Here is a 13,365-nt window from a genome sequence, read left to right as displayed (position 1 = left end):
ACGGATGTTGTAGTCCTACACATGAACACGCTGAAATCATCTCGTTTGCTGAAACGCCTGACAGTGGGATCACTGATCGCCTTCTCTCTCAGCCATGCCGCTATTGCTGATGACGTCAATCTCAAGACCATGATTCCGGGCGTACCGGACATTGATGCCGAAGCGTATGTCCTTATCGACTACAACTCGGGCAAAGTGCTGGCGGAAAAGAATGCCGATGCCCGTCGCGATCCGGCCAGTCTGACCAAAATGATGACCAGCTACGTGATTGGCCAGGCAGTCAAAGCGGGCAAAATCCATCAGGACGATCTGGTCACCGTTGGTCCGGACGCCTGGGCAACCGGTAATCCGGTGTTTAAAGGTTCATCGCTGATGTTCCTCAAGCCAGGCGATCGGGTTCCGGTTTCACAGCTGACGCGTGGGATTGTGCTGCAGTCGGGTAACGACGCCTGTGTCGCCATGGCTGACTATGTCGCCGGCAGCCAGGATGCGTTCGTTAATCTGATGAACAACTACGTCAAAGCGATTGGCCTGCAGAATACCCATTTCCAGACGGTACACGGTCTGGATGCCGAAGGTCAGTACAGCTCGGCGCGCGACATGGCACTGATTGGTCAGGCGCTGATCCGCGACGTGCCGGAAGAGTACGCTGTTTATAAAGAGAAAGAGTTCACCTTCAACAATATCCGCCAGATGAACCGTAACGGTCTGCTTTGGGATACCAACCTGAACGTGGATGGCATTAAAACCGGTCACACCAATGCGGCCGGTTACAACCTGGTGGCTTCAGCTACCGAAGGCCAGATGCGTCTGATCTCCGCGGTAATGGGCGGTCACACCTACAAAGGCCGCGAAACCGAAAGCAAAAAACTGCTGACGTGGGGCTTCCGCTTCTTTGAAACTGTCGCACCGCTGAAAGCGGGCAAAGAGTTCGCCTCTGAGCCGGTGTGGTTTGGCGACAACGATCGCGTCCAGCTCGGCGTTGAGAAAGATGCCTACCTGACGATTCCGCGCGGCCGGATGAAAGATCTGAAAGCCAGTTATGTGCTGAACAACACCGAGCTGCACGCGCCGCTGAAGAAAAATCAGGTCGTCGGCAGCATTAACTTCCAGCTGGATGGCAAAACCATCGAACAGCGTCCGCTGGTGGTGTTAAATGAGATTCAGGAAGGCGGGTTCTTCAGCCGCATCGTGGACTACATCAAACTGATGTTCCATCACTGGTTCGGCTAAGCGTAGTGGGTGGTTGAAAAGTCACCCCATCGCCCCCATTACAGGTTATTATGATGCTCCCGCTCAGGCGGGAGTCTTTTTTTATGCACCGGAGTCAATATGAAAACCAAACTGAATGAACTGCTCGAATTTCCTACCCCGTTTACCTACAAAGTAATGGGTCTGGCGCAACCGGAGCTGGTTGATCAAGTGGTTGAAGTGGTGCAACGCCATGCGCCCGGCGACTACAGTCCTGAAGTCAAGCCGAGCAGCAAGGGCAACTATCACTCCGTAAACATCACCATTACCGCCACCCACATCGAGCAGGTTGAACGCCTGTACGAAGAGCTGGGCCAGATTGAAATCGTACGCATGGTGCTCTGATTTGCAGAGTCGGCGAAGCGTCTTACCCGGACGGTTTGCCGACGTTATTCTCAGCTTAATTTGTTAAAGCGGGCCATCGTTTTGTCAGTTGAAACCCTTCTCGTCCGCCGGTCAGGTTTACGCGACTGGCAATCCGTCTCCGACGCCATGCATCACTATACCGACCAGCGCGACAGCCTGAGTCGCGATGAGATCTGGCTGGTGGAACATCCTGCGGTATTTACCCAGGGCCAGGCAGGAAAAGCGGAGCATCTGCTGATGCCCGGCGATATTCCGGTGGTGCAGAGCGACCGTGGCGGCCAGGTCACCTATCATGGACCGGGCCAGCAGGTGATGTACGTGCTGATTGATATCAAGCGCCGCAAGCTAGGCGTACGCCAGCTGGTAACCGCGCTGGAAGAGACGGTGATTGCTACCCTGGCCGGATTTGGCGTCAATGCCCGTGCGCGTGCCGACGCGCCTGGCGTCTATGTGGGTGAACAAAAAATCTGTTCACTCGGACTGCGGATCCGTAAAGGCTGCTCGTTTCACGGTCTGGCGCTGAATGTCGCCATGGATCTGGCACCCTTTTCGCGAATCAATCCCTGTGGCTATGCGGGCATGAGCATGACCCAGCTGCAGCAGTTTCAGCCAGACATCCGGCTGGAACAGGTTCAGGCCCCGCTGGTTGACGCATTTGCCCGTCTGACAGGTTATGAAAATGTTGAATGGTCAGAGGAAGATTTGCCGCTTCAGCCTTAACGCTGAATGCGAATTTACAAATATGTAACTTATCCGCGCTGACGGTGGCTGCTTCCGGGGCGATGAGATGATATAATTTTTGCACTTTTTTCAAATAAAGTTGAAAGCACCCTTCTCGGGTTGAGTGAGAACGCTTTCAAATCGCAATCCGACCGGAACCTGCTGATTTATGAGTAAACCAATTCAGATGGAACGCGGCGTCAAATATCGTGACGCAGACAAAATGGCGCTGATCCCGGTGAAAACCGTGGCCGTTGAACGGCAAGAGATGTTGCGTAAGCCGGAATGGATGAAAATCAAGCTGCCTGCTGACTCCAGTCGTATTCAGGGCATTAAAGCCGCGATGCGAAAAAATGGGCTGCACTCGGTCTGTGAAGAGGCCTCCTGCCCTAACCTTGCCGAATGCTTCAACCACGGCACCGCCACCTTTATGATCCTCGGCGCGATCTGTACCCGCCGTTGCCCATTCTGCGACGTGGCGCATGGCCGGCCTAACGCACCCGATGCAAACGAGCCGGGCAAACTGGCACAGACCATCGCTGATATGGGTCTGCGTTACGTGGTGATCACCTCGGTTGACCGTGACGATCTGCGTGATGGCGGTGCTCAGCACTTTGCCGACTGCATCAGTGCGATCCGTGAAAAGAATCCGACCATTAAAATTGAAACCCTGGTGCCTGACTTCCGTGGCCGGATGGATCGCGCGCTGGAAATTCTGACCGCTACGCCGCCGGATGTGTTTAACCACAACCTGGAAAACGTGCCGCGCGTCTACCGTCAGGTTCGTCCTGGCGCTAACTATGAGTGGTCACTGAAACTGCTGGAGCGCTTTAAAGAAGCGCATCCTGATATTCCGACCAAATCGGGTCTGATGGTGGGTCTGGGTGAGACCAATGCAGAGATCGTCGAAGTGATGCGCGATCTGCGTCGTCACGGCGTGACTATGCTGACGCTCGGCCAGTATCTGCAGCCCAGCCGTCATCACCTGCCGGTTCAGCGCTACGTCAGCCCGGCGGAATTTGATGAGATGAAAGAAGAAGCGATGGCGATGGGCTTTACCCATGCAGCCTGCGGCCCGTTTGTCCGCTCTTCTTATCATGCGGATATGCAGGCGAAAGGGCTGGAAGTTAAATAAGCTCGCGCTGCTGATCGGCAAAGATAAAAAAACCAGACTGGCAGCAGTCTGGTTTTTTAATGCCGGTCAGACATAAAAAGTAACAGTTATTTTCAGCCAATAACCGATTAATCTTTATGGACGACGCGATCGGCCGGTACGTCTTCAGCCGTGGTCCGGGTTGCGCTGGTGTCTTCATCTTTCATGGCTTTCTTGAAGCCCTTGATTGCGGAGCCCAGATCGCCACCCAGAGAACGTAACTTATTGGTGCCAAAAAGCAGTACGATAAGCGCACCGATGATCAGCAGTTTGGCAATACTGATACCTTCCATATTTAACCTTTCAACTTCAGCGAATAACGGTGACTGTTATTTACGCGCAGTTTGCCTGCCGCGACAACTGCAATCTGTAACAGAGTAAGATCGCACTGGCCTCAGTATCAGATAAAACGGCTGAGAAATGCCTGAGTGCGGGGATGCTGAGGATTAGCAATCACCTCTGCTGGCGTGCCCTGCTCCACTACCACGCCACCATCCATAAACACCACCCGGTCAGCCGCCTCACGGGCGAAACTGATCTCATGGGTCACCACTATCATCGTCAATCCCTGATCGGCCAGCGTGCGCATCGTCGCCAGCACTTCGCCCACCAGTTCCGGGTCCAGCGCCGACGTCGGTTCATCAAACAACATCAGCTGCGGCTTAATGGCTAACGCGCGCGCAATCGCCACACGCTGCTGCTGACCGCCCGACAGATGGCGCGGCCAGGCATCCGCCTTGTCACTCAGCCCCACCGTTGCCAGTAACGATCGGGCATGTTCCAGCGCCTGCTGACGCGGAAATTTATGGACGCCAATGGGTGCTTCAATGATGTTCTGCAGCACCGTCATGTGCGGATAGAGATTGAACTGCTGAAACACCATGCCAATCTTCTGCCGCTGACGGGCGATCTGACGCGGCGACAAACGGTGCAGCAGATTGCGTTTCAGCACGTAGCCAATCTGCTCATCACCCACCCGAATCGATCCCCCATTCATCTCTTCGAGATGGTTGATGCAGCGCAGAAAGGTCGATTTACCCGATCCCGACGGTCCCAGGATCACCACCACCTCACCGGGCCAGACATCAAGATCGATCCCCTTCAGCACCTGATTGTCGCCGTAACGCTTCTGCACGTTACGCGCGCAGACTAACGGTTCTGTCTGGCTCATTGCTCCTCCTTCTGTCGCGGTACGCTGTTGTTTCGTGGCGACGGGCGCTTCGCTACGCTGGTCACCCGACGGGTACCGCGCGCGTAATAGCGCTCAATGGCGGATTGCCCGAGGTTGAGGATTGAGGTGATCAGCAGATACCAGATAACCGCCACCATCAGCATCGGAATAATTTCAAAGGTCCGGTTGTAGATCGCCTGGACTGAGTAGAGCAGATCGCCCATCGCAATCACGCTGACCAGCGACGTCGCCTTGATCATACTGATCAGCTGGTTGCCGGTAGGCGGAATGATCGACCGCATCGCCTGAGGAATAATAATTCGTCGCAGCGCCCGCGCCCGGCTCATACCAAATGCCTGGGTGGTTTCTACCTGGCCGTTATCCACCGACAGCAGTCCGGCGCGAATAATTTCAGCCATATAAGCGGCTTCATTGAGCGCCAGTCCGGCGATAGCGGCGGTCAGCGGAGTGATCAGATCGTTGGTATTCCAGCTGGCCAGAGTGATGTCGGTCCACGGCAGCGTCAGCGACAACGCGGGAAACAGCGTGGAAAGGTTGTACCAGAAGATCAGCTGCACCAGCAGCGGCGTGCCACGGAAAAACCAGATATAGAGCCCGGCGATGCCACGCAATAGCCGGTTATCAGAGAGCCGCCAGACGCCTAACAGCAGCCCCAGCAGCGTGCCCAGCACCATTGAGATCACCGTCAGTCCCAGCGTGACCTGTAACCCTTTCAGCACCGAGCCTTCAGTGAACCACTTCAGCACCACCTGCCATTCAAAATTGGGGTTGGTCATCACCAGCCACAGCAGGTTGGAGCCGACCACCAGCACCACAATCCAGCTGATCCAGCGTCCATAGGCGGGTGCGCTGCGAGCGAAAGCGACGTCGCGCAGTTGCGCCTCATCGCGCCGCTCTTCCCTGATCGGCGAATCGTGGCGAATCAGACTCATTTCGCCTCCTGTCTGGCCAGGTTCAGCCCGGGCGCTGCGGTCATGTTGCCCTCCAGCTGCCATTTTTTCATGATGGCGGCATAGGTACCGTTCTGATAGAGCACCTTATAGGCATCGAGAACCACGCCACCTAGCGGTGATCCCTTCGGCACCACGGTTCCCTGGAAAATGTCACCAAAGCCGTTTTTCTGTCCTTTGCCTGACAGTTCGAGCTGACCTTTGGCCTGATTAACAAACCAGGTCAGTGGCGCCTGTGAAGAGAAAAAAGCATCCGAACGTTTCGAGCGCACCGCCAGAATCGACGACGGCTGATCGGTAAAGGCCTGCACCGTGACCGCCGGTTTTCCGGCGGCCGTACAGCGGGCGGATTGCTGGCGTATCACCTGTTCCGCCGATCCCGCCGCCATCACCGCAATGCGTTTGCCACAGGTATCCTCAAGCTGATTGATCTGCGCCGGATTGCCCTTCTGTACGCCAAACACCACAAACTCCTGCACAAAATCGATAAAATCGACCTTCTGCTGGCGATCCGGATAATCGCCAATCGGGCCGATGGCCAGCTGATAGCGGCCCGCGTTAATCCCGGTCAGCACGCCGGACAGGCCACTCACCGTGGCATGATCGATCTTCACGCCCAGCAGCTGCGACAGTGCAGTAGTGAGATCCGCCGATGCGCCCTCCATTGAGTGCGGGCCATTGACGATCTCATAGGGCGGAAACGAGCCGTTATTGACGGAAATCATCCGTCCCGCTTGTTTGATCTGTTCCGGCAAACGATCGTGTAAAGCCTGATCGACCGTCTGGGTCGGAAGGGTGTCGGCAGCCTGCGCCAGGCCTGCGGTCAGTCCCAGCGCCAGCGTTAATGCGGTCACTCTGTTAGTCATGGTTCGTCCTCCAGGATCAGGGGTCAGTTCAGTTCGGGACGGGCGAAACGACGATTCTCCAGCACCGGCAGCACGCGGCGGGCATAGGCCACGCGTTCAGGATCGAGCTCGGCAAACATCAGCGCTGGCGATTCAGCCGCATTCGCGATGACAACACCAAGCGGATCGACCACCAGGCTGTTACCGATATTGCGCGGGCCACACTCACCTACCGCCACCATATAGCAGGTATTCTCCAGCGCACGGGCGCGGGTCAGCAGCTCCCAGTGCATCTCTTTCAGCGGCCCTTTTACCCACGCAGCAGGCAACACCAGCAGGTCCGCGCCATCCAGCACCAGCCGGCGGGCCAGCTCCGGGAAACGTACGTCATAACAGGTCATCAGGCCGACTTTCATCCCCGCGACCTCAACCAGCGGCGGGATGACATGTCCCGGATTGACCCGCTGTGACTCCTGCATCGCAAAGGCATCGTAGAGATGCAATTTTTCATAAGCGGCAATGATTTTCCCGTTGCGGATAGCGATCAGCACGTTGAGCGCTTTCTGCTGTTCAGTGGGAACATGCACGCTCATCATGGTGGTCAGATCGTTATTCTCACTGGCTGCCAGCAGTTGGGTGAGAAATGGGCCATCCAGCGGTTGTGCGGCTTTCAGCACTAAATCGGGATCGGCAATATCCCGCGCCAGCACCCCTTCCGGCAGCACCAGCAGATCGGCCCCGCCAGCGGCAGCGCGCTGCATTAAATCCAGACAGAGTGTGGCGTTCTCCTGCCATTCACGGTTGACCGCAAATTGTCCCATCGCAATTTTCATCATTTCTCTCCTCCTGCCAGCGGAAACATCGCTTCCGGCGTCAGTAATTTGTGGGTGAGTCCCTGCTGGAACAGTTCACGGGCAAAATCCGCAATCATCTTTCTATTAGCGGTAAAACCATTCTGATTCCAGCCGGCCGGTAATTCCTGCGCGGTGCGTCGCAGATCGTCCAGCAGCCACGGCGTGGTATCGGCATATTTCTCTCGTTTTTGCATCCATAGCGCGTAGGAACGATCGATGACTTCACTCAGAGCGGCAGGCAGCCACGGATGCTGTGCCGCCAGCGCCGGTTTTAACGCCAGAATATGAATGCCGGGCACGTAACCGACGCGATGAAAGTAGGCCCGCTCGGCCTGATAGAAGTCCGGCTGGAGCTGGCGCAGACCGGACGCCGGCAGGAAAAAACCTTCCGGCATAAACGGGGTAAAGACCGCATCCAGCTCTCCCGCTTTCAGCAGCTCAATCAGAGGACGCTCGCCCGGCGCTGGCTCTATCCGGCCTGGCCGGCCAAATCCGGCCAGCCGATCGACAATCGGATGATCGGCGGTCAGTCGCCCGGCAAACCAGCGAACGTCGTCAATGTCTACTCCCGCTTCGCGCAGTACCGTGCGCGTCCAGGTATTGCCCGAATCCTGCCAGCCGGTAACACCGATGCTTTTGCCCTTCAGCTCTGCAGGCATGGTGATGGGACTGTCGGCGGTAGTGATAATGCAGCGCTGGCGAAAACCGCGCATCAGGAAGTGCGGGATACCGAGCAGAGCATCATCGTCTCTGGCCCGCGCCTGGGCGTAGCGGCTGAACGACACCTCTCCCGCATCGTAATCGGGGCTGGTGGCGAGATCGTTCACCAGCGTGCCGACGCGGTCGATGTGCAGATCAAAATTGTCCGGTTTGATATCGCCCAGCGCCAGTGGGGTGAAATAGTCCCAGTCGCGCACTGCCAGTCTGATACTCAGCCTTGCCATGATCTCTCCGTTTACGTCGTGCCGTGAAGCCGGGTGGGTTGATAGCTCAAATAGTGCTTGAATTTGATACTAGATCCGGAATACTGAGCTGAACAATCATTAATTTGTTACTGAACAAAGTATTTTCTTATGACGCAAATGATCGATCCAGAGTGGTTCTGTAGTCAGATAACAACCCCGTCGGTAAAAGGCATCGCCCAAACGGCATCCCGCCTGATTCGCGACGGTGAGATTGCCGTCGGCATGCAGATGCCGGCGGTACGGGATATTGCGGAGCGGCTGGGCGTCAGCCCGGCAACCGTTTCCGCTGCCTGGTCGCGGCTAAGGCAGCATAAAGTGCTGGCGGGAAAAGGCCGCAGTGGCGTCTGGGTCAGTGGCAACACCGTGATGCCGCGGCCGATCCGCTTTGAAAAGATCGGCAACTATGGCGAACACATTCGCGCCGATCTGGCGATGGCCTCTCCCGATCCCGCCTTGTTACCTGACCTGCACAATGCACTACAGGCGGCGTTGCGGTCGCCTCAACTGAATAGCTACGTTCGTGAGCCGATTTCCGCCCCGCTGTTGCAGGCGGTCACGCCGCGCTGGCCCTATGCGGCGGAAGCCTTTCTGGCAACCGATGGGGGTTTCGATGCGATGAATCTGCTGGTACAGACGCTGGTTTCACCCGGCGATCGGGTGATCATCGAAGACCCGACAGCCACTCGCCTGCTCGATATGCTGGATAACGTGGGCGCTGAAATTTTGCCGCTGGCCTGCGATGCGGAGGGACCGTTGCCTGAGGTGTTAAGTCAGCTGCTCACCCGTGCGCCGGTGATGATGATCTATCAGCCACGTACCCATTCGGCTACCGGGCGCACCATCAGTGTCGGACGACGCCAGGCGCTGGCCCAGCTACTGGCGAACAGCAGCACGCTGATTGTGGAAGACGATGGGATTGGGGATCTTTCCGCCGCAGCGGGCTGGAGTCTGGGATCGCAGTTTCCCGAGCGAACCCTGCATGTCCGCTCGTTTTCTAAAGCCTACGGCCCCGATTTGCGTCTGGCGGTACTGTCGGCCACCGCAGAGATGGTAAAACGCATCCAGGCGTGGCGAAACTTTGGTGTCAGCTGGACCAGCCGGATATTACAGGATGCGGTAGCGTGGTTGCTGGAAGATGAAACGACGCAGCAGCAGGTCGCCAGCGCGCGGGATGTTTATCATCAGCGACGCGAGCAGTTGCGGCAAGCACTGGCGCAGCGCGGACTTCTGTTGCCGCCACAGGATGGGCTTAGCCTCTATATCCCGGTCGCTTCAGAGCAGTTTGCCATGATCACCCTGGCGGCACGCGGTATCGCCGTGTTACCGGGTGAGCGCTGCAGCCTGGGCACCACGCAGTTTATCCGCGTCAGCATTGCCAGCCTCAGGGATGAACAACGGGAGATGATAGCCGAGGCGCTGGTTATCGCTTCCGGCCGTGAGGCTAACGCGCGGGCAGATCTTTAACGTGATAGCGTGGCGATTCAACGTAACCTTCACGGGCGTAAAACTGATTCGCCTTGAGGCGGGAGTGATGGCAATGCACTTCCATCCGATCGCACCCGCGCTGTGCCGCCAGTGATTCAGCGTGCTGTAACAGCTGCTGGCCGACGCCTTTACTGCGTTCGCCTTCAGCGATACAGAAGTAGCTGATGCGGGCAAAATCGCCGGCCAGTGCCAGCTGTGGAATAAAGTGCATTGATAAAAAACCGAGCACCTGATTGCCGAACTCCGCCACCAGCAGCGCTTCGCTGGGATCGCTGCTTAACTGCGCCAGGCGCTGCTCAATGAAATTTTCCGTGCCGCCGTAGCCCAGCTCACTCAGTAAGGCACTCAAGGCAAAACTGTCTTTTAAATCCGCCTGACGTATGTTCATCCTGTTTCCTCAATAGCCTGATCCTGTCGCTCTGTTATATAGCGTTGGACAAGAAAAAGCTGCAAGTAAGGTTGTTATGATTATGTTACGAGGATTTATTGTGAAGCGTCGCGCAGTTTGTGCGGCGTAGCGAGTGGCACAGCGGGCAATGAAGGGAGTTTTCAGGTGATTTTTGCCATAAAAAAACCCGCCATCAGGCGGGTTTTTAGAATTCTGACTGTTAACTTACAGACTGATAACGTTAGCAGCAGATGGGCCTTTCGCGCCGTCGGTGATTTCAAACTCAACGCGCTGACCTTCAGCCAGAGTTTTGAAGCCGTTGCTCTGGATTGCAGAGAAATGTACGAATACATCTTTGCTGCCATCTTCAGGAGTAATGAAACCGAATCCTTTGGATTCATTAAACCACTTAACGTTACCTTTGATCTTAGACATCTATATTACCTTTACATGAAAAATGGACACTAAACTGTGTCGCCATCTAGTACAGCAATTGCGGAGAGATTTGTCCAGTGTCATTTGATGAAAAAGTGATAAATTTCGACTTTCTGCTTACGCATCACACTTTTCCACTTTTTGCCTTGCGAAAAAACCGCTTCCAGGGCCGGTGATTTTAACCGGTAAAATCCGTTAACTCACTGGAATCCGGATTCTTTTTGCATCAAAAGTAATTGGACTGCTTACGCTAACCAGAAAATTCCTGCCGTTCTGACTTTAGCCCTTTGACAGCAAAAAAGCGCTCATCGCGCCCTTTTTTAGCCGGTAGTGAAAAACAATGCCAACGCATTTGCCGGCTTTTTTTAACCCAGCGAGTCATCAGACCAAAAAAATTTGCCCGCTACTGACCACCTCGGGTGATTTTCAGATAATTAAATCTGCTTTTTTACTGAGTCAGATCAACCCCTCAGGCCCAGCAACCCCGCTTCAGCCGGCTATCTGGCTGCATTTCAGGCAGTCGACAATAAACATTGATTTAAATCAAAGAAGTGCTTTTTTTGCCATTCGATTCGCATTTGGCAACAAACAACGCTCGCCACAAGACACTATTTTTTGCTGCGAACGGCGCGATAATATTGTCAGGAAATAAATAAGGAACGTTTACCTGTGGTATCGATCGCGCACTAACTCAACGGATTGTTACTAAAGGGGAGGAGAGTCAGGATGGTAATGAAAATTCGCTGCAGCCAGTGCGGGAGTGCCCGGTTTGTTTTCACTGAACGGGATGGGGAGCCTCTCACTTTTCATGGAGCCTGCTGTGCACATTGTAAAAAGCGGCTGGGAGTAAAAGATTTGCTGCCAGAGACGCGGATGGACCCAATCACCCATTGCCTGATTGGCCAGCATAAAAATGTGTCGGGCACCTGATCAAGGTGCCCGCTGAAGCCGAAAAGCGCGATCAGAAAATCAGTTTAAACACCCCTGTCAGGGTTAACAGTCCCACGATAAAAATGATGGCAATAATCCACAGAATAATTTTCATTTCCTTCTCCCTCACCAGTAAAAAAACCTTTCCCATAAAGAGTATAGCCAAAATAAAACCCTTTGCCGCTTCCCCTGATCGCCCCGCCGCCCTTGTCGGATTCAGGCGGTTTTTATCGAAATTCTGAGAGTGAGATCGCAACTGCGGATTTTAACGCTCGACGCTTTTCGTTTTACAGAAAAATCCTGGCTAAAATTTAACCGGCAAGGCGGGCCTCATTGGTTAAGACCTGAATATGCTTAGCAAGGAGATCTTATGAGCACGATTAATACCAGCATGGGCCGCTATAGCCTCAAGGCAAAAAATAGCGGCGACCACATCAAAGGTTCTTTCGCCATCAACGATGAAGGCGGCACCCAACTCACGATGCAGGAGTTCGAGGAGCATTATCTTGATGATGTGGTGAATAACGTGATTTATCCGGTCACTGGCGGCAACCGCGAGATTGCGCGTGCGCTGCGGGAACAGATGATTAAAGCAGGTTTTGAACAGCCACATTAAGGCGTTCAGCCTCATCCTGTTATCAAGACAGCGGGCCGCATTTCGCGGCCCTTTTCCTGCCCGTAATCGCACTTGCCGTGTTGCCTTTTTCCACCCAGGATGAACTATCCCACTGAAAAGGAGAACATCGTGAGCACCCTACACTCTATTAATGCCGCCCGGCTGCATCAGTTCACCGAAGCTATCTGGCTCGCTGCCGGTAGCCAGCCGGAAGAGGCACGCCTGGTGGCCGATCACCTGGTGGCCGCCAATCTGGCCGGACACGATTCGCACGGCGTCGGGATGATCCCCAGTTACATGGCATCACTGAAACAGGGGCATCTTCGACTGAATCAGCGCCCTACGCTCGATAAAGACAGCGGTGCCGTGCTGACGCTGAACGCCCATCAGGGCTTCGGTCAGGTCGCGGCCTGGGAAGCGATGAAGCTCGGCATTGAACGGGCGCAGAAACTGGGCATCGCCGCGGTCGGCCTTCATCATTCGCATCACATTGGACGTATTGGTCACTGGGCGGAGCAGTGTGCAGCGGCCGGCTTCGTCTCTTTCCACTTCGTCAACGTGATGGGCGACCCGATGGTGGCGCCGTTTGGCGGCAGCGATCGCCGCTTCGGCACCAATCCATTCTGTGCCATCTTTCCGCGTCCACATGCCCGCCCGCTGCTGCTTGATTTCGCCACCAGCGGCATCGCCTATGGCAAAACCCGCGTCGCGTGGAACAAAGGCACAGCGGTCGCGCCAGGTTACCTGATCGACGCGCAGGGCCAGCCCACCACCGATCCTGGCGTGATGCACCAGTCACCTTATGGCTCTCTGCTGCCCTTTGGGCTGCACAAAGGCTACGCGCTGGCGACGCTGTGTGAAATATTTGGCGGCGCCTTGTCGGGCGGACGGACAACCCATCAGGCCACGTTGCAGAGCGGCAATGACGCCATCTTTAACTGTATGACCACCATCATTATTAATCCCGACGCGTTTGATGCACCCGCGATGCAGGATGAGGCGGAAGCGTTTATTGATTGGGTGAAAGCGTCACCCCGCAGCGGCGATGCGCCGATTCAGGTTCCGGGTGAGTGGGAAGAAGCTAATCGTATCGCACGCGATCGTGAAGGGATTCCGCTGGACAGCACCAGCTGGCAGCAGATCTGCCAGGCCGCGCGGGAGGCGGGGATGTCAGAGGCGGAGCTGGCGGCTTTCCGCGCACTGGCGGTATGACGC

The 13,365-nt window shown here is 55.5% G+C and carries 17 protein-coding genes; 8 read left to right on the top strand and 9 right to left on the bottom strand.

What is annotated here, in order from left to right:
- Positions 1–21: 21 nt before the first annotated feature.
- The 4 genes from dacA to lipA all read left to right on the top strand — a co-directional run bounded on the left by dacA (position 22) and on the right by lipA (position 3,472).
- Positions 22–1,233 (top strand): D-alanyl-D-alanine carboxypeptidase DacA, encoded by a 1,212-nt coding sequence (gene dacA, locus ACX3P5_RS04840; RefSeq protein WP_031377759.1) that lies wholly within the window; start codon positions 22–24, stop codon positions 1,231–1,233.
- Between the two features lie 99 nt (positions 1,234–1,332).
- Entirely contained in the window at positions 1,333–1,596 is a 264-nt protein-coding gene (gene ybeD / locus ACX3P5_RS04835) for a DUF493 family protein YbeD (RefSeq protein ID WP_094119629.1), read from the top strand.
- Between the two features lie 81 nt (positions 1,597–1,677).
- Positions 1,678–2,337 (top strand): lipoyl(octanoyl) transferase LipB, encoded by a 660-nt coding sequence (gene lipB, locus ACX3P5_RS04830; protein ID WP_233984933.1) that lies wholly within the window; start codon positions 1,678–1,680, stop codon positions 2,335–2,337.
- A gap of 169 nt (positions 2,338–2,506) precedes the next feature.
- Positions 2,507–3,472, top strand: coding sequence for a lipoyl synthase (gene lipA / locus ACX3P5_RS04825; protein WP_094119627.1), 966 nt, complete (start codon positions 2,507–2,509; stop codon positions 3,470–3,472).
- A 107-nt stretch (positions 3,473–3,579) separates the two neighbouring features.
- On the opposite strand, the gene tatE is transcribed toward lipA, so the two are convergent.
- The 6 genes from tatE to ACX3P5_RS04795 all read right to left on the bottom strand — a co-directional run bounded on the left by tatE (position 3,580) and on the right by ACX3P5_RS04795 (position 8,275).
- Positions 3,580–3,783 (bottom strand): twin-arginine translocase subunit TatE, encoded by a 204-nt coding sequence (gene tatE, locus ACX3P5_RS04820; RefSeq protein ID WP_094119626.1) that lies wholly within the window; start codon positions 3,781–3,783, stop codon positions 3,580–3,582.
- Positions 3,784–3,890: 107 nt separating this feature from the next.
- Positions 3,891–4,661: an amino acid ABC transporter ATP-binding protein gene (locus tag ACX3P5_RS04815; RefSeq protein ID WP_233984934.1), complete on the bottom strand. Its 771-nt coding sequence runs from the start codon at positions 4,659–4,661 to the stop codon at positions 3,891–3,893.
- Entirely contained in the window at positions 4,658–5,614 is a 957-nt protein-coding gene (locus tag ACX3P5_RS04810) for an amino acid ABC transporter permease (protein WP_233984935.1), read from the bottom strand. Before ACX3P5_RS04810 ends, ACX3P5_RS04815 begins: the two co-directional genes overlap by 4 nt.
- Positions 5,611–6,498 (bottom strand): ABC transporter substrate-binding protein, encoded by an 888-nt coding sequence (locus tag ACX3P5_RS04805; protein WP_336754855.1) that lies wholly within the window; start codon positions 6,496–6,498, stop codon positions 5,611–5,613. The genes ACX3P5_RS04810 and ACX3P5_RS04805 overlap by 4 nt, the downstream gene beginning before the upstream one ends.
- Before the next feature lie 23 nt (positions 6,499–6,521).
- A complete protein-coding gene (locus ACX3P5_RS04800) occupies positions 6,522–7,310 on the bottom strand; it encodes a deaminated glutathione amidase (protein ID WP_336755122.1) in 789 nt (262 codons plus the stop codon).
- Positions 7,310–8,275 (bottom strand): ABC transporter substrate-binding protein, encoded by a 966-nt coding sequence (locus ACX3P5_RS04795; protein ID WP_458968359.1) that lies wholly within the window; start codon positions 8,273–8,275, stop codon positions 7,310–7,312. The genes ACX3P5_RS04800 and ACX3P5_RS04795 overlap by 1 nt, the downstream gene beginning before the upstream one ends.
- 129 nt (positions 8,276–8,404) lie before the next feature.
- Here ACX3P5_RS04795 and ACX3P5_RS04790 point away from each other — a divergent pair, with 129 nt between their 5' ends.
- The gene (locus tag ACX3P5_RS04790) at positions 8,405–9,760 is read left to right on the top strand and encodes an aminotransferase-like domain-containing protein (RefSeq protein WP_233984939.1); all 1,356 of its coding nucleotides are present in this window, start codon (positions 8,405–8,407) and stop codon (positions 9,758–9,760) included.
- On the opposite strand, the gene ACX3P5_RS04785 is transcribed toward ACX3P5_RS04790, so the two are convergent.
- Complete coding sequence (locus tag ACX3P5_RS04785; protein ID WP_233984940.1) at positions 9,738–10,169, bottom strand: GNAT family N-acetyltransferase; 432 nt, start codon at positions 10,167–10,169, stop codon at positions 9,738–9,740. The genes ACX3P5_RS04790 and ACX3P5_RS04785 overlap by 23 nt on opposite strands.
- A gap of 225 nt (positions 10,170–10,394) precedes the next feature.
- Entirely contained in the window at positions 10,395–10,604 is a 210-nt protein-coding gene (gene cspE, locus ACX3P5_RS04780) for a transcription antiterminator/RNA stability regulator CspE (protein ID WP_006118399.1), read from the bottom strand.
- Positions 10,605–10,944: 340 nt separating this feature from the next.
- Here cspE and ACX3P5_RS04775 point away from each other — a divergent pair, with 340 nt between their 5' ends.
- On the top strand, positions 10,945–11,256 hold the full coding sequence (locus ACX3P5_RS04775) for a hypothetical protein (protein WP_233984941.1): 312 nt from the start codon (positions 10,945–10,947) through the stop codon (positions 11,254–11,256).
- 309 nt (positions 11,257–11,565) lie between these two features.
- Here the strand turns inward: ACX3P5_RS04775 and ACX3P5_RS04770 are convergent, their stop codons facing one another.
- A complete protein-coding gene (locus ACX3P5_RS04770; RefSeq protein WP_019105993.1) occupies positions 11,566–11,649 on the bottom strand; it encodes a small membrane protein YohP in 84 nt (27 codons plus the stop codon).
- 255 nt (positions 11,650–11,904) lie between these two features.
- Between ACX3P5_RS04770 and ACX3P5_RS04765 the strand changes: the two genes are divergently transcribed.
- Together ACX3P5_RS04765 and ACX3P5_RS04760 are read left to right on the top strand one after the other, a co-directional pair.
- Positions 11,905–12,150, top strand: coding sequence for a hypothetical protein (locus ACX3P5_RS04765; protein WP_094119617.1), 246 nt, complete (start codon positions 11,905–11,907; stop codon positions 12,148–12,150).
- A 129-nt stretch (positions 12,151–12,279) separates the two neighbouring features.
- Positions 12,280–13,362 (top strand): malate/lactate/ureidoglycolate dehydrogenase, encoded by a 1,083-nt coding sequence (locus tag ACX3P5_RS04760; protein WP_458968358.1) that lies wholly within the window; start codon positions 12,280–12,282, stop codon positions 13,360–13,362.
- The last annotated feature ends 3 nt before the right edge of the window (positions 13,363–13,365 follow it).

This window comes from Pantoea sp. S-LA4, assembly GCF_054482835.1.
This window is presented reverse-complemented; position numbering and strand designations above follow the sequence as displayed.